General features: G+C 35.6%; 23 protein-coding genes. 13 read left to right on the top strand and 10 right to left on the bottom strand.

Annotation, left to right across the window (positions count from 1 at the left end; translation table 11 throughout):
* Positions 1-238 precede the first annotated feature (238 nt).
* Positions 239-895 (top strand): PD-(D/E)XK nuclease family protein, encoded by a 657-nt coding sequence (locus T478_RS06765; RefSeq protein WP_048106336.1) that lies wholly within the window; start codon positions 239-241, stop codon positions 893-895.
* Here the strand turns inward: T478_RS06765 and T478_RS07400 are convergent, their stop codons facing one another.
* The 3 genes from T478_RS07400 to T478_RS06750 are packed head-to-tail and all read right to left on the bottom strand — an operon-like array spanning position 896 to position 3,159.
* A complete protein-coding gene (locus T478_RS07400) occupies positions 896-1,399 on the bottom strand; it encodes a hypothetical protein (RefSeq protein WP_052433931.1) in 504 nt (167 codons plus the stop codon).
* A gap of 2 nt (positions 1,400-1,401) precedes the next feature.
* Positions 1,402-2,451 carry a V0D/AC39 family V-type ATPase subunit gene (locus T478_RS06755; RefSeq protein ID WP_048106330.1) on the bottom strand — a complete coding sequence of 350 codons (1,050 nt, stop codon included), beginning with the start codon at positions 2,449-2,451 and terminating at the stop codon, positions 1,402-1,404.
* Positions 2,452-2,493: 42 nt separating this feature from the next.
* Positions 2,494-3,159, bottom strand: coding sequence for a hypothetical protein (locus T478_RS06750; RefSeq protein WP_048107073.1), 666 nt, complete (start codon positions 3,157-3,159; stop codon positions 2,494-2,496).
* Positions 3,160-3,296: 137 nt separating this feature from the next.
* Here T478_RS06750 and T478_RS06745 point away from each other — a divergent pair, with 137 nt between their 5' ends.
* From T478_RS06745 to T478_RS06735, 3 genes are all read left to right on the top strand, one after another.
* On the top strand, positions 3,297-4,877 hold the full coding sequence (locus T478_RS06745) for an ammonium transporter (protein WP_048106323.1): 1,581 nt from the start codon (positions 3,297-3,299) through the stop codon (positions 4,875-4,877).
* A 90-nt stretch (positions 4,878-4,967) separates the two neighbouring features.
* A complete protein-coding gene (locus tag T478_RS06740) occupies positions 4,968-5,744 on the top strand; it encodes a sulfurtransferase (RefSeq protein ID WP_048106322.1) in 777 nt (258 codons plus the stop codon).
* Positions 5,745-5,779: 35 nt separating this feature from the next.
* A complete protein-coding gene (locus T478_RS06735; protein WP_048106320.1) occupies positions 5,780-5,989 on the top strand; it encodes a hypothetical protein in 210 nt (69 codons plus the stop codon).
* Between the two features lie 85 nt (positions 5,990-6,074).
* On the opposite strand, the gene T478_RS06730 is transcribed toward T478_RS06735, so the two are convergent.
* Together T478_RS06730 and T478_RS06725 are read right to left on the bottom strand one after the other, a co-directional pair.
* On the bottom strand, positions 6,075-6,356 hold the full coding sequence (locus tag T478_RS06730; protein WP_048106313.1) for a hypothetical protein: 282 nt from the start codon (positions 6,354-6,356) through the stop codon (positions 6,075-6,077).
* A 17-nt stretch (positions 6,357-6,373) separates the two neighbouring features.
* Entirely contained in the window at positions 6,374-8,473 is a 2,100-nt protein-coding gene (locus tag T478_RS06725) for a V-type ATP synthase subunit I (protein ID WP_048106311.1), read from the bottom strand.
* Between the two features lie 81 nt (positions 8,474-8,554).
* Between T478_RS06725 and T478_RS06720 the strand changes: the two genes are divergently transcribed.
* The 6 genes from T478_RS06720 to T478_RS06700 all read left to right on the top strand — a co-directional run bounded on the left by T478_RS06720 (position 8,555) and on the right by T478_RS06700 (position 13,446).
* On the top strand, positions 8,555-9,154 hold the full coding sequence (locus T478_RS06720) for a V-type ATP synthase subunit E (protein WP_048106309.1): 600 nt from the start codon (positions 8,555-8,557) through the stop codon (positions 9,152-9,154).
* A gap of 1 nt (position 9,155) precedes the next feature.
* Positions 9,156-10,934: a V-type ATP synthase subunit A gene (locus T478_RS06715; RefSeq protein WP_048106306.1), complete on the top strand. Its 1,779-nt coding sequence runs from the start codon at positions 9,156-9,158 to the stop codon at positions 10,932-10,934.
* On the top strand, positions 10,931-12,313 hold the full coding sequence (locus T478_RS06710; RefSeq protein ID WP_048106304.1) for a V-type ATP synthase subunit B: 1,383 nt from the start codon (positions 10,931-10,933) through the stop codon (positions 12,311-12,313). Before T478_RS06715 ends, T478_RS06710 begins: the two co-directional genes overlap by 4 nt.
* A 5-nt stretch (positions 12,314-12,318) precedes the next feature.
* Complete coding sequence (locus T478_RS06705; RefSeq protein ID WP_048106297.1) at positions 12,319-12,951, top strand: V-type ATP synthase subunit D; 633 nt, start codon at positions 12,319-12,321, stop codon at positions 12,949-12,951.
* Position 12,952: 1 nt separating this feature from the next.
* Entirely contained in the window at positions 12,953-13,084 is a 132-nt protein-coding gene (locus T478_RS07885; RefSeq protein ID WP_256378795.1) for a hypothetical protein, read from the top strand.
* Positions 13,085-13,149: 65 nt separating this feature from the next.
* Entirely contained in the window at positions 13,150-13,446 is a 297-nt protein-coding gene (locus T478_RS06700) for an ATP synthase subunit C (protein WP_048107070.1), read from the top strand.
* Positions 13,447-13,471: 25 nt separating this feature from the next.
* Here the strand turns inward: T478_RS06700 and pyrI are convergent, their stop codons facing one another.
* Entirely contained in the window at positions 13,472-13,942 is a 471-nt protein-coding gene (gene pyrI / locus T478_RS06695; RefSeq protein ID WP_048106295.1) for an aspartate carbamoyltransferase regulatory subunit, read from the bottom strand.
* Between the two features lie 40 nt (positions 13,943-13,982).
* Between pyrI and pyrB the strand changes: the two genes are divergently transcribed.
* Positions 13,983-14,900, top strand: a complete 918-nt coding sequence (gene pyrB, locus T478_RS06690) for an aspartate carbamoyltransferase (RefSeq protein ID WP_048107068.1) — start codon at positions 13,983-13,985, stop codon at positions 14,898-14,900.
* A 208-nt stretch (positions 14,901-15,108) separates the two neighbouring features.
* Here pyrB and T478_RS06685 read toward each other — a convergent pair whose 3' ends face one another.
* Positions 15,109-16,665 carry a hypothetical protein gene (locus T478_RS06685; protein WP_052433929.1) on the bottom strand — a complete coding sequence of 519 codons (1,557 nt, stop codon included), beginning with the start codon at positions 16,663-16,665 and terminating at the stop codon, positions 15,109-15,111.
* A 26-nt stretch (positions 16,666-16,691) separates the two neighbouring features.
* Positions 16,692-19,463 carry a copper resistance CopC/CopD family protein gene (locus tag T478_RS06680; RefSeq protein ID WP_048106293.1) on the bottom strand — a complete coding sequence of 924 codons (2,772 nt, stop codon included), beginning with the start codon at positions 19,461-19,463 and terminating at the stop codon, positions 16,692-16,694.
* Between the two features lie 148 nt (positions 19,464-19,611).
* Here T478_RS06680 and T478_RS06675 point away from each other — a divergent pair, with 148 nt between their 5' ends.
* Positions 19,612-20,208, top strand: a complete 597-nt coding sequence (locus T478_RS06675) for a hypothetical protein (protein WP_048107064.1) — start codon at positions 19,612-19,614, stop codon at positions 20,206-20,208.
* A gap of 25 nt (positions 20,209-20,233) precedes the next feature.
* Here the strand turns inward: T478_RS06675 and T478_RS06670 are convergent, their stop codons facing one another.
* Entirely contained in the window at positions 20,234-21,112 is an 879-nt protein-coding gene (locus T478_RS06670; RefSeq protein ID WP_048106291.1) for a PEFG-CTERM sorting domain-containing protein, read from the bottom strand.
* Between the two features lie 107 nt (positions 21,113-21,219).
* On the opposite strand from T478_RS06670, the gene T478_RS06665 reads away from it, so the two are divergent.
* A complete protein-coding gene (locus tag T478_RS06665) occupies positions 21,220-21,873 on the top strand; it encodes a hypothetical protein (protein WP_048106285.1) in 654 nt (217 codons plus the stop codon).
* Positions 21,874-21,875: 2 nt separating this feature from the next.
* Here the strand turns inward: T478_RS06665 and T478_RS06660 are convergent, their stop codons facing one another.
* A complete protein-coding gene (locus T478_RS06660) occupies positions 21,876-22,700 on the bottom strand; it encodes a CFI-box-CTERM domain-containing protein (RefSeq protein ID WP_048106284.1) in 825 nt (274 codons plus the stop codon).
* Positions 22,701-22,833 lie beyond the last annotated feature (133 nt).

The following is a 22,833-nucleotide window of genomic DNA, read 5'->3' as shown; positions in this document are numbered from 1 at the left end:
TTTACCATGGCAGAAGCAGATATGGCCGCATTCGGTTCAGCAATTGGCGTAGCAATCGCACTAGCAGTAGTTACATTTGCACTTAGAGGCAAAGGCCACCCAGAAGAACCAGGCGAATAAACTAAAACCAAAAAAGAATTTTCTTTTCTTTTTCTTATTTTTATAGATCTTCCAGCTCGAATTTGTGCGCGTCATTATGGACACCTTTAAAACACTGATGATTTGCAAATGATCTACAATGATGGGAGATCGCGACTATAGGTCGGTTATTCAAAATTCAGTTGAATCAGTCGGAAGGGAACTGGAATACAGATTCAAAAAAGACGATATAACAAAAATTCATGCCAGTGAAGTGACAGGATGTCTCAGAAGAGCATTTTATGATAGAACAGACGAAATTGAAAAAGATAGAACAAGTTTTTCAGATCTAATAGGAGGCATGTTCAGACAGTTAGATTATGGAGCACAGCCTAAGGATTTCTCCTTAGAAGACATTAGCCTACAAGCCCAAGCAGACCTAATTGTAGATGATTTAGTGATGGTTTTCAGATCAACAGGAGACTTTCCAGAGAGTCCAAATGCAAAAGATTTGTTGTACATTAACGCATGTATGTACGCATACGATAAGGTTGATGGAGTTATAATTTACATAAACGGCAAAGGTGATGAGATATCATTTTCAGTTACAAAACATAAGAAAATGTTCGAAGAAACTATCAGAAGAGTTCGTGTCCTAAACGATTTACTAAAAGAGAAAAAGACTCCAATCCTAGAGACATCTGTTGAATGTACAGATTGTCAATATTTTGAAAGATGTTACACAAACAGGAAGGCTGGAAAAACCATTAACTTCTTTGGTGCAGGAAAAGACTTCTTGGATAGTATGAAATCGTAGCTAATAGGTTAGTTTCGGAGTACTTTTTGAATATTTGTCCAAAGCTACATGGAATACTTGATGCTCAAGCATGTAGCTATGAACATCTTTTTTCTCCTTTCCATCTTCGTTAATACTCAACACCATCACGTTTTCCTCATCTGTCTCAAATGTGAAAAAGTCACTTGACATGAATCCATGTGTGTCTGCTTTTTTCTCTTTATCATCTATCAGATTTGTCAGAAAATTCGAAATCTTATCTGATTTCATTAACAGCACAAAATGAACAACAAATGCAAGCACACCGCCAACCAGAATATTGTCAAAAACTGCGTAAAAATACACAAAAACTCCTATTGCAGGAACTGCCAAAATTGCAGCCACAATTGAACTCACCCAAAATCCTAATGCAAGAAAATCAATTTTCTTGTCCTTGTATGGGCTCATTACTCGTTTGATTTCTGGTTGAGCTCGTTCCTTGATTACATAATACAGTTTGTTATTTGGAATTACTCTTAGATTCATTTCTATTCAGCTTCTTTAATGATTAATTTTGACATTGTAGTTTCAACTGGAATTTTTTGTTCAACGCCAAATGCAATTGAGCCAATGTTTCTGACCTCATATCCAATTAATTTTGAAATTCCTATAACTGTTGCAAAGTTAAACATCTTTGAAAATGCTCCGTTAATTGCTTTGTAATATCCCATCTCAAATGCATGTTCAAATTCGGCAATTGCTTCAACATCATCTTCTGTTTCTGGTACCAAGTCTTTGTATTTTGTTGATGCTAATTCATCTAATGCATCTTTGACACTTTCAGCTGCTCTCATTCTATCCATTACTTGATTTGGAATGTTTAGAGTTGCAGCACAGCTCAAATCCTGAATTCTTTCATCATCCAGTCCCCAGAATTTTCCTCTAACAACGGTCATGATATTGAAAAAGTCAATTTCCATTCCAAACACATGAGATATGTCCTGATCATTTTCACTGCGTAGTGATTTTGATACATTTTGATAATACATCTTATCAAAGTAGATATCAAATGCCTGAATGTTTTTAGTTTCATTGTATAGTTCAACTGCTTTTTGAATTTCTGAATTAAATGGTGATGAGGCTAATGATGATACTGCCTCTTCCAAATCTTTTGAGACTAGTGCTTTCACAACAGTATCTCTTTGTTTTGTCAATTCTTCAGCTTCCATGTTAAAGTAAGTTGAAATTTCATCTTGAGATTTTTCAAGAATTTTTCCTTTTAGGATTAGTTTTAGATTTGAAATAATAAATTTCTGGAAAAATGCATCTAGAATTTTTGCGTTTCCAGAAGCCTTTGCAATCTTGTATTGTTGATTTGCAAGATATGTCTTGAGTGCCATTTCCAACTTTTCGGCTGTATATGGTTTTGACACAGAGTTAACAGCATCGATATATTTTGTATTTTTGATTCTGGTAACTAATTCGTCTAAATCGCGAGATTCGGCTAAAGTTTGGAGATCTGGTCTTTTTAGTAATTGACCCCTCTTACTATAAGATTTTACAGTAACGAAAATTTTCTGAGAACCTCCAGAGCCCATTTAGCTTTTCTCACGCCGAACTGATTTTAAATGTTTGTTAACTCAGTCAATCTTCTTCAGAAAATCAATAGTCTGATCCCGATCTGACTTTGAAAGCTTAGAAAATCCTTCTAATAGCTCCATTTGGAGTTGGGCTGAATTATCTGCTGATTTACTCACATTTTCTACTGTAAATGGAAGCAGATCGTCAATCTTGTTTTCACAATATGCCTTGACATATCTTTCAAAAATTGAAAATCCAAAATGAGGTGCAATCTTAACTAATTTCTGCATAATCTCAAATGCTTGTTTTTCATGTTCATCTGCCTGATTTACTATTCCTTTGAGAATCTTCTTCTTTTCTGACATGCTGTCAATCGCTAATGAGACAATCATTCCCTTTTTTGTTAGATGGTAAAATGGCATTCCGTTTTGTTGCAATGCTTTAGGTCCTCTTTTCAGAGGAAGTCTACCTTCTTCTTCAACTATTCCTAATGGAATTAAAATTTCATCCAAATCTCTGAATATTCCTGAATAGATATTCTTCCACAAAATCTTATTTTTCTCTGCAATGCTTTGTGATATGGCAGTTCTTGTCTTTGATGCGGAATTCGTCGAGTTTGACAAGTGATGTATGATTGCTCTTTGTCTTGATGCTTCTCCAGTAATCTGTTGAGTTTTGGTTTTGAATGTATCAAAAATTGCTAATCGTGATTTTTCTGATTTCATACCCCTTTTTGCCTCATTAAGTAACATAATTTACTCATTTTATGTTACTATCACAATATGCTAGAATATAATAATTTACATTAGGTACAGATTTTACATCTTAATTGTTATATACATTCATCCAGCGGATTTGATCAATGAAATCTCGAAACCATAAGTATGCTCTAATACTTATGGCCGCAGTCGCTATGACGGCAACAGGTGCTCTATCAACAGCATATGCCCAACAAACCTCTGATGGTATGGACGGCTATGTAGTCGGTGATCCCGATGGAGGTGCTGGTATCTATACCGGTAACCCAAACGAATGTTGGTATGACACTGATGATGACGGCGTCCCAGACATGTACTGTTATGTAGATACAGGTGACATGGCTTGGATGCTAACCGCAAGCTCTCTAGTACTTTTCATGACTCCAGGTGTAGCATTCTTCTACGGAGGATTAGCACGATCAAAGAACGCAGTCAATACAATTGGCATGGTCTTTGTAATCATGGGTCTCATGAGTGTACAATGGGTATTGTGGGGTTATTCACTTGCATTCGGCGGAATAGACAACGATGCAAACATGTTCATGGGCAACCTTGATTATGTTGGCTTCAACCAAGTTTCACACTGGGCACCGTTAGGTGCTCCAAGTCCATGTGAAGATACTTGGGCACACTATTACCAAATGCAAACGATGAAGGAGGGAGATGTATGTAGTGATACATGGCCAGGCACAGTGCCTCACCAACTATTTGCTATGTTCCAAGCAACCTTCGCAATCATCACACCAGCACTCATTGTTGGTGGTTTAGTTGACCGTATGAAATTCAGTGCAATTGTAGTCTTTGTTCTCTTATGGGGAACATTCGTCTATGACCCAATTTGTCATTGGGTATGGGGCGGTGGTTACATCGGCGGAGGAAGCTTAGACTTCAACCCTGACTTATCACCATCATATGCACTTGACTTCGCTGGCGGAACTGTGGTTCACATTTCATCAGGATTTACAGCACTTGCAGGAGCCTTAATCCTCGGAAGAAGATTAGGTTACGGCAAAGTTCCAATGGAACCACACAATGTACCAATGGTAGTTCTAGGTGCATCTATTCTATGGTTCGGATGGTTCGGCTTTAACGCTGGAAGTGAAGTAATGGTAGATGGAATCACTGTAAGCGCATGGACAGTCACAAACACTGCCACCGGTATGGCGACAGTAACGTGGGTGTTGATGTCATGGGCACACACCGGCAAACCTAGCATAGTAGGTGCCGCAACAGGAGCCGTCGCAGGCTTAGTCGCAATCACACCAGCATCTGGTTGGGTTGGACCAATGGCTGCAATAATTATCGGTATTGCTGCAGGTACAGTTTGTTATGGATGTGTTGCATTCAAGAACGCTCGAAAGTGGGACGATGCCCTCGATGTTTGGGGAGTTCACGGTATGGGTGGTTTAACAGGTGCTATCTTAACAGGTACACTAGCTAGTCCACACATCTGGGACACAGGCGATGGTATTGGCGCATGGACCGGCACACCAGAAGGTTACGAACAACAAGCAATTTCAATAGTTGCTGCAGGAATGTCAATTGCATATGCATTTGGTGTCTCCATTGTAATCTTCAAGGTTATGGATGCAGTATGGCCTGGAGGAATCAGAGTCACTCCAAAAGAGGAGGAAATCGGACTCGACCTCTCACAGAACGGTGAAAGAGCATACGTAAACGAATAGAAAAAAACCAATTTTCTTTTTTTCTTTTTTTAGATTTTCCAAGCAGCGGATGCTAAACTAATTTTTATTCCACTTGCGAAAAGTTAGTTTATGTTTATCTCAACTATGGATTTGGCAAAAATCTACAAAGATGATTCTGTTCTCATAATAGATGCCCGCTCTTACAAGGATTATTCTAAATCACACATTCCCGGTGCTGTAAGTTTGGATCTATTTTCATTTCATTGGGCTGATACATCTGAAAAAGGATTGATAAGTTTTGGAGAACATATGAGAAAAATTCTATCATATGCTGGAGTCGATGAAAATAAAAAAATAATTTTCTATGATAATACCACTGGAATGCTTGCAGCTAGAGGAGTATGGATGTGTCTATATTTCTCACATCCAGATGTTCAAATGTTAGATGGTGGTTTATCAAACTGGACTGGGGAAAATCAACCGACTGAAACTGAATCTACTATTTACAAACCTTCTAGACTTACCACGACAATTGACCCTTCAATCATAATTGGATTTGAGGAATTAAATGAAAATATTGGCAAAGTTACAATAATTGATGCTCGTTCACCTGAAGAATTTGATGGAACTACTCCTAGAGCAGCACGTGGTGGCCACATTCCTACTGCAAAAAACATAGATTGGAATAACAATCTTGATGATTCTGGAAAACTAAAGTCTGATGAAGAATTAGAGTCTCTATATCAAATAGATAAGGAGACTGAAATTGTTACATATTGTCAGGGTGCATATCGTGCTGCAAACAGCTATCTCTCTTTGAAAAAGATTGGATTCAAAAACATCAAAGTGTATTTGGGCTCTTGGGGCGAATGGGGAAATGACTTGAATCTTCCTATAGAAAAATAGCATACGATTTTTAATTAATCTATTCAAGACTAGATATGTCTGAAAATGATATTGAAAAGACAAAACAAGAGATAGTAAAAATAGATGAATTAATCGTCAAGAAACAAAAAGAAATGAATGAACTCCAAAAAGTACTGATGATAGAACCATCCAAGATTGACATCTTAGGAGAAAATTATGAAGAATTACGTAATGAGATAAAGGAATTAGGAGACAAACTCAAAGAACGCAAACAAAGGATTTAAAAAAAATAAATTATTTTACAAATGAATAGTGTTGATTTAGACTTATTTCAGATTAACATCCTGTATTATTCTGCAAAATTCAAGGTCATGGAGAACGTGCCACGATCTTCATGTTATCATACTTCTTTTCATTATGTGTCAGTTCATCAAATTCATTGAAGCATTTTTGTTCTTCAGCTTCTTGTCTTTTCTCACATTGATCATTGTCAACACAAGGATTATCCAAATGCTCACTAATGATTGCCCTACATTCTCCAATTTTATCAAGTCTGTTTTGTTCGTCAATCTCCATGTTTACAAGAACTCCAACTATTATCACAATGCTAACAATTCCTACTATGATTTGGTTTCTTCGTAATTTATTCAATATCTATAATATACTGGTTATTTTTTGTTCCACTTGAATTGATTGTAGAACATTTCTGGAACAACTTGTTTGAATGGTTGTGCTCCACCATCATACCATTTTGTGAAAAATTCGTACAAGTGAAGTCTTAGTGACTGGATGTATACGATTAATCCTTCAATCATCATAATTCCGATGTTTCCACCAATGAGTAGTGCTAGTGCACCTGGTGATTCCATACCGCCTAGTGATGCATAAGAATTGTTAACTGTCAATAATAGCGCCGCATGCACAAGCAACATAATTCCAAGTCTAGCATAACTAATTGTATGTGCAAGACATTCTACACTTTTTCCAAGTAAAACTTCCATGAAGACATTTGCGGGACTTCCACCTTCTTCTGGATGTGCCTTGATATGTTTTAGTCCTCCAATCATCATTACTACAATTGATGCAATTACAATAATTCCTGCAATTCTAGTAATAATCCAAACTTGAGCCCAATCACCTAGGAAAACTGTAACCCATGGAACTGGTTCTGTGTGTATTTTTGAATACATGTTCATTACATCATAACCTGAACCAATTGCACACATCATGATTACTACAATGCCGCCGTAAAGTGTAACATTAGGAATTGCTTCTGTAAACATTGTTGTTTTGTGACCATCTTTTGCAAGTTTTCTGATGTGTAAAATAAATGCCCAAACGATGTGAATTATTCCCAAAAATAATGAAACTTTTAGAATCATAATTACTTGTTCAAAGTTTAGTTCTGCTACACTAATCACGCCAACTAGCCATGAAACAGAGTGCAATGCGCCGCCCTCTTCTAACAATCCTTTCCATGGATCGAAGTAGTTTATGTGGAATCCAAACGCTTCTCCAGTTCCCACTCCCGCTATTGCAGCAGCGGCACCGGAAATTGCAATTAGCATTCCCCATCTTGAAAGATTTCCTTGTCCTTTTAGTTTGAAAACTAATCCTAATCCCATTAGTAATAATCCGTGACCTACATCTGCAAACATCAATCCATAGAAGATTGGCCACATCAATGCAATCATTGGTGTTGGATCTGCTTCTCCTTTCTTTGGAATTCCCTGACTTTGTGTAATTACCTCGAATGTTCTAACAAAAATTTTGTTATCAAATAGAGTAGGTCTCTTTTTAGATAGTTCAGGATCTGATACATCTTCAACAACTGACATCCATTTACCTGTAGTCTCTTTGAATTTTTTCTCCATTTTTTTAGGAATATATCCTTGAACTACTGCAAAGTTTTTGGTTCCACCAGGTTTTCTTAATAGCTCTAAAACATCTTTTGCAACTGAAGCTCTTTCATGTAAGGTTAGTATGTCTTGTCTAATCTTTGCTATCATTTTTGCAATTTCTTTTGTTACTTTCTTGTGTTTTTCTTCAAACTCTTTTATTTTTAATTCAGCAGTTGCATATGCTTTTGTTGGAACTTGTTCCACATTTTCTGGAATAGAAAATGGGTTTGCATTAAAACTGCGCATGACTTTGAGAATTTTCTCCAAGTTTGCAACATCTGCAATAATCATCAATGCAGATTCTTCTTTTGTATTTAGAGGATATTGATTGAATGTAGCATCGTCTAATGTTTTTTTAATTTCATCAATATCTTTTGTTTGAACAATGAACAAGTTTGTGTAAAATTGCTTCATTAGTCCAAATCCTGTAAGATCGATATTGAGTTTCTTTACTACCTCTAAAGTCTCTTTTAGTGTCGTATAATCCGAAATCTCTTTTTTGTACTCTTCTTGCTGTTTGAGTAATTTTGCAGGGGCGTCGATTATTCCAGGTGCCTTTTTTGCAATCTCATCAACCATCTTTTCTAATTCGTCTAATTCTTGATTCTGTTTTTTGAATACAGTTCCCTTGAACAAAATCTCAAGCATTCCTACCTCTCTAGGAATTTCTAGTCCTTTGATGACTTCGTCAATTTCCTGAAATGTCTGTTGGGCTTTTAGTAAGATATCATCAACTTCAGGAGTTACAGTCTCAGATGTAGAGTCTATTTTATGAAACCATTCAAATTCTGTTAATCTAGAAACGATCTCCGGTGTTTCGGATCTGGGCAAAATAACTGTCCCAATTTTTAGATCTGCCACTACCAAGATATCCAGATGTGAAACGTGTGTGTTTAATATCTTTCCAAAACCCCAACATTAAAATCCCATTCTTTAAAACGGCATTCATTGTCATCTAATTCCGCATTAGAATCTACAATCGATCAGGTTTTAGACCGAAATTCTGCGGAATTTTCACAAAGTCTGAAAAATTCTCTTACAGATGCACAAAAAACACTCTCTGATTCCTTACCTATGCTAGAAGAGGAATATGAAAAAATAATTGCTGATGGAAAAAAAGAAGCAGATAAAATTGAAAAACAGATAGTTGGAAGTGCCGATCTAGAGGCCAGAAACAAGTCTCTTTTAGTTGTACAAGAATCTGCTGAAAAAGTCTTAGAAAAAGCAAAAGAAAAAATCGCAAATATGGAAAGAAATTCTGAATATTCTAGTTTAATTACAAAATTACTAACCGAAGCAACTTCGGCACTAAACACTAGTGATGTTATAGTTTACACAAATTCTAAAGACAAAGATTTAGTTCAATCTGCTGTATCAAGTATGTCTGGCGCAGAACTCTCAAGCGATCTAATTGATTGTATGGGTGGAGTAAAAGTTACATCCAAAGATGGATCAATGAGCTTTGATAATACCATAGATGCAAGAATTGAATTATTGAAACCTTTAATTAGAAAAGACATCGCAGCTCAATTTAACCTAGGTAATTGATATGGTAGCACAAGGAAAAATTGTTTGGATTAGTGGACCTGCCGTCAAAGCTGATGGTATGGCCGATGCAAAAATGTATGAAACTGTATCTGTCGGAGAATCAAAATTAATCGGTGAAGTTATTCGTCTTACTGGAGACGTAGCATTCATTCAAGTTTACGAATCAACCTCTGGTCTTAAACCAGGCGAACCTGTAGTTGGTACCGGTAACCCCCTTAGTGTATTACTAGGACCGGGAATTATTGGTCAAATTTATGACGGAATTCAAAGACCGCTAAAGGATTTGGCTGCAAAATCAGGCTCATTTATTGGAAGAGGTATTACTACCACTCCTGTTGATATGGAAAAACAATATCATTTCTCACCATCTGTAGCAGTTGGTGATGAAGTAGAGGCAGGAAACATCATTGGAACTGTTCCAGAAACATCATTAATTGAACATAAAATTCTAGTCCCACCAGATCACAAAGGTGGAAAAATCACAAACATTGTTGCAGAAGGTGACTATGCATTAGAAACTGAAATTGCAACTGTTGAAAAAGATGGTCAATCATTCCCATTGAAAATGTATCACAAATGGCCTGTTAGACAACCAAGACCATATCTCAAAAGATACGATCCAACTGTACCATTACTTACTGGTCAAAGAGTTATTGACACATTTTTCCCATTAGCAAAAGGTGGTACTGGTTCAATCCCAGGTGCATTCGGTACTGGTAAAACTGTAACACTACATCAAATTGCAAAATGGGCTGACTCTCAAGTTGTAGTCTACATTGGATGTGGTGAAAGAGGTAACGAAATGACTGAGGTACTTGTCGAGTTCCCAGAATTAAAAGATCCAAGAACAGGAAAACCACTCATGGACAGAACTGTACTTGTTGCAAATACAAGTAACATGCCTGTAGCAGCAAGAGAAGCAAGTATCTACACTGGTGTAACAATTGCAGAATATTATCGTGACATGGGTTATGACGTTGTACTTGTTGCAGATTCTACAAGTAGATGGGCTGAAGCACTTCGTGAAATGTCCGGAAGATTAGAAGAGATGCCTGCAGAAGAAGGTTATCCATCATATCTAGCATCAAGATTAGCAGAATTTTATGAAAGAGCAGGACGTGTTCGAGCAAAAGGTTCTCCTGAAAGAGACGGCTCTGTATCTCTAGTAGGTGCAGTATCTCCATCTGGTGGTGACTTTACAGAACCTGTTACAACACATACAATGAGATTTATCAAAACTTTCTGGGCTTTAGATGCAAGTTTAGCATATTCAAGACATTATCCATCAATCAACTGGATGAACTCCTATTCTGGCTACCTTGCAGATATCGCAAAATGGTGGTCTGAAAACATTAGTCAAGACTGGCTAAGCCTTAGAAGTGAAACATACGGAATCTTACAGAGAGAAGATACACTAAAAGAAATTGTAAAACTACTAGGACCTGAAGCACTTCCTGATGAAGAAAAATTAATCCTAGAAGTTGCAAGAATGATTAAGATTGGAATATTACAACAAAACTCATTTGATGATGTTGACACATATTGTAGCCCTGAAAAACAATTCAAATTAATGAAATTACAAGTTGACTTTTACAACAAAGGTCAACAAGCACTCAAAGATGGTGCATCACTAGCTGACATTCGTTCTATGGATGTAATCTCACTATTACTCAAAGCAAGAATGGATGTTAAAGACGACGAGATGCCAAAATTAGATAAAATCGAAACTGATATGGCAGAACAATTCAAAAGTATTACAGGAGTTAAAGTTCAAAATTGAGTAATCAAGGCGGAGTTCAATACAGCAAGATTGCTGAGATTAAAGGACCACTTGTAATTGTTGATGGTGTAGACAATGCAGCATTTGACGAGCTTGTAGAAATTGAAACAACTGAAGGTGAAAGACGTCTAGGTAAAGTCTTAGAGGTTGGAAACGGCAAAGCAGTTGTTCAGGTCTTTGAAGGAACAACAGGTCTTTCTGTAGCTGGAACAAATGCAAAATTTGTTGGAAAAGTTATGGAAATGCCTGTATCGGACCAAGTACTTGGTAGAGTTTTTGATGGTTTAGGAAGAGCAAAAGATGGCTTACCAGAACCAGTTGCAGAATCATTTTTAGATATTAACGGCGCACCAATGAATCCAGAACAAAGAGAATATCCAAAAGATTTCATTCAAACTGGAGTTTCTGTTATTGATGGAATGCTTACTCTTGTAAGAGGACAAAAACTTCCAATATTTTCTGGCTCTGGTATGTCACACAACATCTTAGCAGCACAAATTGCACGTCAAGCAGCAATCATTGGAACAGATGATAGTTTTGCTGTAGTATTTGCAGCAATTGGTGTGCAATACAGTGAAGCAGAATATTTCAAAAGAAGTTTAGAAGAATCTGGTGCACTAAAAAGAAGTGTACTATTTTTGAATCTTGCAGACGATCCTGCAATTGAGAGAATTATCACGCCTAGAGTAGCATTAACTGTTGCAGAATATCTTGCATATGATTTAGGAATGCACGTACTCGTCATTCTTACTGATATGACAAACTATGCTGAAGCACTTCGTGAAATCAGTGCAGCAAGAGAAGAAGTACCTGGAAGAAAAGGCTATCCTGGATATCTTTACACTGACCTTTCAACAATTTATGAAAGAGCAGGAAGATTAAGAGGCAAAAAAGGAAGTGTTACACAAGTACCTATCTTAACAATGCCATCTGATGATATTACTCACCCAATTCCAGACCTTACCGGTTACATTACTGAAGGACAATTGGTACTTGGAAGAGATTTGTTCAGACAAGGTGTTTATCCTCCAATCAACATCTTGATGAGTCTTAGTAGAATCATGAAAGACGGAATCGGTGAAGGAAGTACACGTGCTGATCATCAAGAAATTTCAAATCAAAATTATGATGCATATTCTCGTGCTCAAGAAGTTAGGGCACTAGCAGGAATTGTAGGAAAAGCAGGACTTACACCAGTTGATCTTAATTACATGAACTTTGGTGATGAATTTGAAAAGAAATTCTTGACACAAGCAATAGATGAAAACAGAACAATTGAGGAAACTCTGGGACTACAATGGAATTGTGTCTCAAAACTTCCAAAGAATGAATTAACCAAAGTCAAAGACAAATACGTAGACCAATACTATAAGGAATAATTCTAATGTCATTTGGGCAAAACGTAACAGCAACAAAGATTGAGCTATTCAAGTACAAACGTTCTAGTCAAGTTGCAACTATGGTACAGAAAATTTTAGATGATAAACGTAAAGTTTTACTAAAAAATATTGAAGAGATGATTGCCGAAGCACAAAAAACCAGAGGTGGAATCTGGGAACCTTTACAAGATATCTACCAATCAGTTAACGAATCATATCTATCTCTAGGTGTAGGAACAGTCGATTCTGTAGCACAATCCACACCTGCTGTAATGGAGGTAGAATCAGATGTAAAACGTGTAGTAGACGTAACCATACCTGTCCTGAGCGTTACTGAAAAAGACACAAAATCAATTCCATATGGATTTGCAGATACTAATGCATCAATTGATCGTGGTGCAAAACTAATCAAAGATTTACTTCCAAAAATCTGCAAGGCTGCTGAGTATGAAAACTCTATCTTTAGTCTTGCAAAAGCACTTGAAAAGACACAAAAACTTCTAAATGCATTAGAAAATGTGATTATTCCTCAATACAAACAAAGAGTTCGCTTTATTCTTGCTACCCTTGAAGAAAGAGAAAGAGAGGAATTCGCAAGGTTAAAAAAAGTGAAAGCTTCCATGGAGAAAAGACAGTAAAATGGCAAAAGATGAAATTAAAAGATTACTTGAAAATTCTAAGAAAACTTTAGACAGTGAGTATGAGACTTCTTCAAAATCGATCAAAGATAAACTTCAATCCGCAAAAAAGAAAACTTTGGATAAGATCTAATAAAATTGGGTGTTGGTTTAAATATGGTCACTAAAATTCAAAAATTGAAAATGAGACCACTCTCAATATTCTTACTTGCAGTCATCGCAGTTTCATTTACAGGACTAACCGGCGTTGCACATGCTGCTGAAGAAGACGCTTCTTCTGGTAGTGGTGACGGTTCAAAACTAATCGGTGCAGGTCTTGCATTTGGTCTTGCAGCAATGGGTGCAGGAATTGGTTTAGGTTATGTCGGTTCTGCAGGTTTAGCAGTAATTACTGAAAACCCAGCATTACAATCTAAAGTGTTCATCTTCATCGGAATGGTAGAATCAATTGCTATCTACGGTATCGTCATGATGTTCATTATCTTAGGACAATAATCAAAAATAATTTTTTTAAAATTTTTTAATTTTTCTTTTGGATTACTAGATCATTTACATCTAAAATCCGTCCACAATATCTACACTTTAGAACAAGATTATCCTTGTCAATGACTTCCATTATGGACTCTATGTGCTCTTGACTGTTTGTAATGCAGTCTGGGTTTGAGCATCGAAAAATATCTTCAATCTGATTTGGTAGTGAAACTCTTCTTTTTTCTACAAGTTTGTAATCTTTGATTATATTCACCGTAGATGATGGGGCAATCACTGCTAACCTGTTTGTATCATCCCCTTCTAGAAACCTACCTTCTACCTTTATCATGTCTTTTTTCTTTAATTTACCGCTAGGCATATTCAAAGCGATGGTAATGACGTTTCCACTACTGCCATCAATTTCTAGTGCTTCTAAAACATTGAGGCCCTTTCCTTCGTTAATATGATCAATTACTGTTCCGTCTTTAATACGCCTGACTAACAGATCAGATTGTTCCATAGAATAGTTTGTATATCTGCCACTATATATGATTCAAAGAATGAAGAATTTTTCCCAAAATGATATCATATCTATACGTGATTTATCAAAGGATAATCTAGAAGAAATCTACTCTAAAACAAACGAAATTATCGAAATGAAGGCAGAAGAGAGACGTGAAATAGCTAGAGGGAAAACTCTAGGTTATCTATTCTTTGAACCAAGTACTAGAACTAGACTTAGTTTTCAATCAGCAATGGCTCTACTTGGTGGTACCTCATTTGGAATTGCTGATGCAACATCTTCTTCTGTTCAAAAGGGTGAAAGTCTAGCTGACACTGTAAGAATAATGTCTGGATATACTGATGCAATTGTTTTACGTCATTCTCTAGACGGCTCCAGTAAATTTGCAGCAGAGGTATCTTCAAAACCTATTATCAATGCAGGTAGTGGAACTGAAGAACATCCTACACAAGCGATTCAGGATTTGTATACAATAAAAAAAGAGCTAGGCAAGATTGATGGAAAAAATATTGGAATTGTTGGTGATCTCAAATATGGACGAACGGTTTACTCTTTATTGTATGGTCTAAGCAATTATGATGTTAATGTTCATCTGATATCTCCAGAATCACTAAAAATTAGAAGTGATTCTACATACAATCTAAAAGAAAATCTATCATATACTGAATCTGAAAATCTAGATGAGTACATAGAGGACTTGGATGTTTTGTATGTAACAAGAATTCAAAAAGAAAGATTCCCTGATGAAGAAGAATATGTCAAAGTAAAGGGCAGTTATGTGATAGGTCAAGATGTTGTAAATAAAATGAAAGACGATTCAATACTGTTACATCCTCTTCCAAGAATTGATGAAATTTCAACTGATGTTGATTCTTCAAAACAAGCAAAATACTTCCAGCAAGCTGAATATGGAAAATTCACACGTGCAGCAATTTTGAGCCTACTTTTACAATAAGAAAACAATAGTCATACTTGATCTATATACCCAATTATCATTAAATACAAACTTTGCAATAAGATATGGAAATGTCACTATACGACTGTAAGGGAGGAAATCTCCTAGTTTGCTTTGAGTGCGGTGAAGACTCAAATCAATGCAAGTGCAAAGAAACAAAGGTTGAACAATCTAGTTTTGTTTCAGCTTTTGAATAACCAGAATTTTTTTAACTTATTTTTATAATTCCGTCTTTGATCAAATATTCAATTCCATCAATGAATGCAGAGTCTGGTATTCGTCCATCAGCCCACCATTCAGCGTTATTTTTTATCCATTCTGGAATTCCTTGTGCTTGTGATTCACTTTGTTTTGCATTTGAAACAACAATAATTCCGTCTTTGATCAAATATTCAATTCCATCAATGAATGCAGAGTCTGGTATCTGACCATCAGCCCACCATCCAGCATTGTTTTTAACCCACTCTGGAACTGATGATGTTTTTGTTTCAGTTTGTCCACCTACTACAAATGCAAATTCTGTTTGTTGCCCACTTCCTGAAATATTTGAAAATCTGGCAATCGTAAGACCTGTTTGTTCTTCTGTAAATGTAAAGTCTGTAAAGTCTGCGCCAATTTTTGCAAATCTGTCTTCAGAAAAAATTGTTTTACCATCTTGTAATATTGTAAATGTGTAATCAGAATCTCTAATTGGACCCAAGTCTGTCGTATCTCTAAATGTGTAAATGAACTTGACTTTTTCTCCAGGAACTATAACTTTAGGATCCCATGATAAATCAACTTGATATTCTTCACTAAGTGTTAGAGTTCGTAATGGAAATTCTATTTCTTTTCCTTTGTTGAGAACTAAATCAATTGAATTTGGCATTTCTTCACCCATTTTTTTCATTTGATTTTTGATATGTCTTACATGATCTGGCAGTAATACAAAGTGAACTATGCGATTATCTTCTTCAGAATAATCATCAATGAATATCGATGATTTGAATAACTCTATGCCATTACCAGTGCCAGAATAATTTGGTGAAAGAAATTCAAGTGTATTTTTTGCAAACATTATTTCTGTATGTATTACATTTGTATGTGAAATATTTGTCTCAGAAAAATCAAATGGAAAACTAATTTTTGCAACATTTTCTTTTGAATCATACTCAAAATTGCTAACTTTATCATAGTAGGATTTCACTCGAAATTCTGCATCTTTTTCTCCTACCTTTTCTTGATAATACTTTACATTAGTTACGCTGACTTGAACCTCAAACTCTACATCACTAATTATTCCCACTTCATCTTGAGCATCTAGATTAATTTTGAAGGTGTATATTCCGCCCTCATCAAAAATTGGTCCAGTTACGATTAATGGTGTTGTATCTGTTTTCTCCCACAAACCAAAACTATTCTTCTCTCCAGAAATTTCAATAGTATTTCTGTTAGTGACAATTACATCAGGATCGACTTCTAAAATCAAGTTTCCATCTTGTGTGTAAAACCACTCATCTAGCAATAACTGATTGTCATTAAAAATTTGAACCTTAAAACTAGCATTTGTAATGGTTTCTCGATTTGTATGATCATATGCATCAATCTTAATCATTTTTTGATCTGATTTGTAAAAATCTGCTGGAAGTAATTCTACTGTAACTTTTACTTCTCTATCATTTGTAAAAATTAATGGTGATGCCTCAATACCTGCTCCATGACCAAATGCTGTTCCAATTGAGAATGTTACAAAAAATACTAACAGTATTCCAATTATGATCTTCATATTGTAAAACTATTCTTACTCTTATTTTACTTAGTGGAAATTAAATCGTCAATTCTTCTCTTATCTTTTACACTTTTAACATAAAATAATGCTGTAGCAATAATTCCTGCTGCAATAATTGGTGCTACTAATTCCACATACATTATGTCTTGAGATTTTACTTCTTGAACTGTTCCTATTTGACTTGGTACTGCGCTGATTGAAACTTTACCAAGTTTTCCTCCACGTTGTTCTACAAACCAAATATCTCCATTATCATCTGCAATTACAAATTGCGTGAATGAACCTTCAGTTGGTATGGCAATTTCAATTATTTGACCACTACTTTGATCATATACTACCAAACTATCTATGACGTGTTGTGCAACCCACATGTTGTCATATTTGTCAAAAGCCATTCCAAATGGTAATGAATCTGGATTTGAAATTTTTATTTGCTTAAAGTCTTCTAAAATTGGATTGAATTTTGTTATTGCAGGACCAATGTGCTCTGCAATCCAGACATTTTCTTCTTTGTCAATCATTAACGCAAATGGCTCTGCCATTGGTTCTCCTTGAGGAGTAAATTCTGTCAACTCTTTTGTTTCTCCATCAATTTTACCTAATTTACCTACTAGAGATTCTGCAAACCATACGTTGTTTGCATCGTCAATTTCAATAGCAGTTGGCCCTGCTTCAGGCGTAATTGTATTAACTATTTTGAATTTTTTTGTGGATTGATTATACTCTAAAAGTAATGATTGATCAATTACTGCTACCCAAACATCATTTTCGTTGTCAACTCCTACAGATGTTGGAAGTGATTTTTTGATAGCCAAGTTGAATTGTGGTAATTGAATTGTTTCAAATTTTTCTGTTTTAGGATCAAAGCTTCCGATTTTTGAATTAGGTGTGTCTGTAAACCAAATCTTTCCGTCTTTACCAATGTCCATGAAGATTGTTGTTAGTCCATCAAATGTGTAAGGAGTAAACTGTTCATCTTCTATTGAAAATTTCCATAACCTTGGCTTTTGTGCATCAGAAATCCAAATGTTTTCTCCATCATAAACAGGGAATAATGGTGCTGTTTCTTCTGCTGGGAAATCATATTCAGTAATTTCAGTTCTTATATCATTGAGTGATGGTTTTATCTGAAGACTAAATATTGCATTTTCATTTGAATTCTCTGCTCTTTGAGCTTCTAATTCAATCTGCCAGTTTCCAACAAATCCAAATGTAGCATCTGCAGAATATTTCGTAACTGAATCTTGTACATTTTCTGTAACTTCAGCTTCTATAGGTGAAATATTTTTCTGTGGATTTGAAACCTTAATCTTCAGCCCAGAAATATCTACAAGTGGTTTGTCATCATATGATGTAACTATAACTGAAATTGTATTTGATCCAATTCCTGCTGGCAATACTTTGACATCAAATTTTGCGTTTTCAGAAAATAATACTGATTCATAACCAAATGTTCCTTGTATAGCATCTGCTGATTGAATTTCTCCTGCTGGAAGCGAAGAATTTACCAAAAGTGCAACAACTGCAAGTAACGCAATTCCTAATCCAGCTTCAAATTTTAGTGGTTTACTAATTTTTCTTGAAATGTTTAGTTTTTCAAGATCGCTCATATTTTTTAGGAATTTAATTTGATACATTCCTCCAAATCCAATCATTGCAGCAGCAATTGCGATTTTTATTAAAATCAATTTTCCATACGTAGAATCAGTAAGTGATGCTACATTATCATCTAAGAACCATAGTAAAGTTGGACCTGTTATGATTAAAATTCCAATTGCGATAATGAATAACCCTGAAAATCTTGGAATCAAACTTAGTGTAATTTTCTCTTTTATTGAATTCTCTGTCTTTGTGATAGTTGGTAATGCAACAAATGCAAAAAATATTACTCCTCCAATCCATATGGAAGATAACAAATTATGTGAATAATCTAAAATCCACGGAGCTTCTAATTCAGTTGATGCGCCGTGCCCCATCATTGTCGTAGTTGCAATCAAAATTAATGATGCAATTAATAATGGAATTTGTCCTTTAATTGTAATTTCATTTTTCTTTTCCATCCAGAACCAAAGTCCAATTATGATTATTGTTATGATCATTCGAATTAGCCAGGTTGTTCCAAATGTTGTTCCGATAACATCTAATGGAGACGTTTCTAATCTCCATGTCTGAACTCCTAGCATTATGAAATTTGATGCAAAAGTTGCAATTACTCCAATTCCAATAATCTTTGAGAATTTTATCTTAAATTGTTCATTAATGTCAGCAAAAACTTCTCTAAATCTAGTTTGTTGTGATGACCAAATTGTAATTGAAACTATTACTCCTCCTAGAACTATTGTCTGACCAACTAATCCCGGAAATCTTGCAATTGATTCTGGAATGAATGTCGTTTCTGAATTTTCTTGTTTTTCTAATAATGATGAATCAATTTTTACATCTCCAACTCCAAACACTATGGCTGCTTGTACTAGATGACCATCGATTTTTGATAGAACTTTACTAGTAATTGTATAAACTCCATCTTCAAGTGGTGGTGTAGTAACTATTAGTGATGTTTCTCCACCATTGTACGCTGTATCTTTGTTGTCAATTTGATTTCCATTTGCATCATATACCCTTAATTCAGAAAAACCAATCTCAACTGCTTCAGAATAATTTGTAATTATTTGTGTAGTTCCTGCTGGTGCATTTTGACCTTGTCCTGGTTCGGAATCTAACAAAAATGGGTGTGCGCTAGCTAAAGGGAATCCTAAAAAGAATACTAGCACAGGTAAAATCCAAATTTTTTTCAATTGTATCAATTTTGTTTACTTATAATTTAAAGAAATGCTCTCTGAAAATTGTACTATCTTAGTAAAGATAATAATGTAATGAAGAAAATGATATTTGTTGAAAAAATCTTTTCTCTTTCTTAGTGTTCTTTTAATTTCTGGCTTTGGTATGTCTTCAGCATATGGACACACGACTATCTACCTTGAACAATATGAAATTGAAGCAGGCTGGGGTGATGAACCTCCAGTTGTTAATTTGCCTAACAAAATTGTAATTGAGGTAGCAGAATCTGGTGAAAAAGAAGGATTACGAATTGGAGTGAATAGCGCTTTCAAAAGCATGACTGCAACTTTGATGGCAGGTGGTGCAACTAAAGAATTGGATATTAATTCTGATCCTCGCCCTGGTCATTACTATGCAAAAATATTCCCAACTAAAACAGGTTCAATGTCTGTAAAATTGGTTGGTGAACTAAATGGTTTGCCCGTTGATGTTGTGATTCCTATTGAAGATGTTGAAAGTCAATCAATTATTGCATTTCCACCAGTTAGTGGTTCATCTTCTGCAGGTGAAATTGGCGCAGTGAAAAATGCATTATCATCATTACAAAAAGATGTCTCTAACATCAAATCAAATGTTGGTGACGTAAGTCTTACCGCAGGTGGGGTTGACATTCAAAACGCTTACAACTTTGCTGTATTTGGTTTGTCATTAGGTGCTGCTGGTGTTATTCTAGCAATTATAGCAATGCTTCGAAGAAAATAAAAAGAAAAAGAGAAAAAAAGTCTTTCTAGATTTTTGGCATAAAGCTAAGTCTTGATTTTGCAGATACTGCAATTATTGAACCAATTGCTACTACAAGAATCAATGCTGCTATTGTACCAAACTCTGGAACTGCTTGAGCATTACTGGTTAATCCAATTGGGCCAGTGAATTCTTCACCTGGTATACCAAATCCTTGGAATGTTACAGTGACGTCAATTGGCAAATCATCAGATGCATCTGCTGCGAGTGCTGATGTAACGTGGTTACCTTCTCCTGTATGTGAGTGAACATTACTCTCACTTAGGATTGTTTCACCACCATGAGTTGCAACAATGTCATAGTTAACGTGTTCACCGCCAATTGTGACATCAATTGATACTCTTTCACCTGCTTTTGCACCATCTGCGATATCAATTGCGATATCTGCTGCAGTTAATGTTTGCATTTTCATTTCCATGTCTCCATGGTCATCATGATCTTCTTTTGTTTCATCATGACCGTGATCATCGTGACTTTCTTCTTCAACAATTACTAATCCTTCCATCCATGGATGTACCATACAGAAGTAAGGATATTCACCTGCCTCTAGTGCTGGAGTTGTGTATGCTGCGCCCATCATAACTAATGAACTGTCCCATACACCACTTGGTCCATCAGCTGGAGTACCAGCTGTAGAGGTATGTGCTGCTGAATCATTGTTAGCGAATGTGACCATTCCACCAACACCAATAGTAACTGTTGCTGGGATGAAACAATCTGGTTCACATCCCGGTGTTGAAGAACCCATTGCGTTCTCTACTGTTGCATTCATGCTGTGTTCAGCAAATGCACCAGGTGCTGCAGTCATTCCGATTGAAACAATTGCAAAAAGAACGAATAAGGAACTTACAGTCTTGTTATTCATTAGGTAAATTTTGAACTTTGATAATAAAAATGATCTCCAATTTTGAGCCTAAATGATAGAAAATTGTACTACTTTGACTTTTATTCAAACCATTATTCTCATAAAATATGAAAAAAACATACCTAATCGCTTTATTTTTGATCTCACCATTAATGCTTAATTCTGCTTTTGCTCACCAATCAGATTCTGTTGGAGATTACAGAATTGAAATTGACTGGAAAAACAAACCAATTGTAACTGGTGAATCAAATGCAATTATTGTTTATGTCAGTGTAATGGATAAAACCAAAGAAGCTGCAGACCAACCATTTAATCCTGATAAAGGAATAGAAGGCTTGAAAAAAACTTTGAAAATAAAACTAGTTGTTGAAGAAAAATTCATCACTCTTCCATTACAACCAACTGATATTCCAGGAAAATACGAGTCAGCAATCACTCCTACATTTTCTGGTTGGTCACAACTAAATTTTCTTGGAAAAATTAACGAACAAAATGTGAATCTAGCATTACATCCACTAAAGGTACAGGAACAAGAAGTTTTACAATTTCCTCCAGTTGAGTCATCTGTTGTTGAATCCGGTGACTTTGAACGTGAAGTAAATGATTTACGTGGTGATATTAGAGAATTACAAGAAACAATTAATGAGTTAAAAGAAGAACCTGAAGATGATAATGGAATGAGCGGAATGATAATCGGAGCTATTGGGTTAGGTATTGCAGGAATTGTTCTAGGTGCAATATCTCTTGCAAAGAAAAAATAATTTTATTTTCTAAGTCTGTTCTTTATTGCAATAATTGCAGCAGCTGGTGCTACAAAGTACATTCCAATGTTTAGAAGAATAATTCCAATACCATAACCTAGCATTTCTTCTTCAGTATCAACTTGTACATAGTTGAGTAGTGTTAGTGATGTTAGCATTGGTGTTAGTGTTACCTTGACTACTTCTTTGAAGACTGGGTTTTCTCTTTCATAGTCTGCTACATATGGCGAGAATGAATAGTAAAATTGGTTGAATCCTGTCATGAATGTTGTACCTGATTGTGTGTTCATTACAGTGTTATCTCGAATTTCTCTCAAGAATTGAACTTGTGGTGCCATTTCAGAACCAAATGCTGCAGTTGCAATTAGACAACCGCCACCTTCATTGTTATTTTCTTGTGATGGCTGTGATGTTTGCCCTTCTCCTACATTAATTGTAAAATATGTTATTTCTAATGGAATTGGCTGGAACAAAATTCCCTCCATCTCTACTTTAATTTGGTGTTCGCCGTTTGATGTAAATTCTACAGGAATTTTTACTGTGCCTACAGATGTATGTGTTAGAGGAATTGGACCAAAGATATTTTGGCCATCTTTGATAACTGTAATTCTATAATCTATGTGCTCTTGAATTTTGTTGAATCCTGGTTTTATCCATCCAATGTGTAATTTAGAAACTTCATTTACTTTTGCTGGTGGATCAACTGTTAATCCAATGTCTAATGTTCCATTTTCTGATGGTAACACCTGTTCATAATCTTCTGGACTTTCTGCAAAGGCTGGACTTAGCAATAACGGAAGTAACATTAGCCCAAGAAGGTATTTCATAGTGAAAATTCATCTGAATATAATAAAAATGATCTTGTAATAACTATGGAAATCCATCGAATCATTAATAGGTGATTTATGGGAAAAAATGGTAATTGTACTACAAAAGTTTCTTAATTATTGCAGCTGTCTG

It is taken from the genome of Candidatus Nitrosopelagicus brevis (assembly GCF_000812185.1).
Classification (GTDB): domain Archaea; phylum Thermoproteota; class Nitrososphaeria; order Nitrososphaerales; family Nitrosopumilaceae; genus Nitrosopelagicus; species Nitrosopelagicus brevis.
The sequence above is the reverse complement of the archived record's forward strand: the minus strand, read 5'-3'. Positions and strand labels throughout refer to the sequence as shown.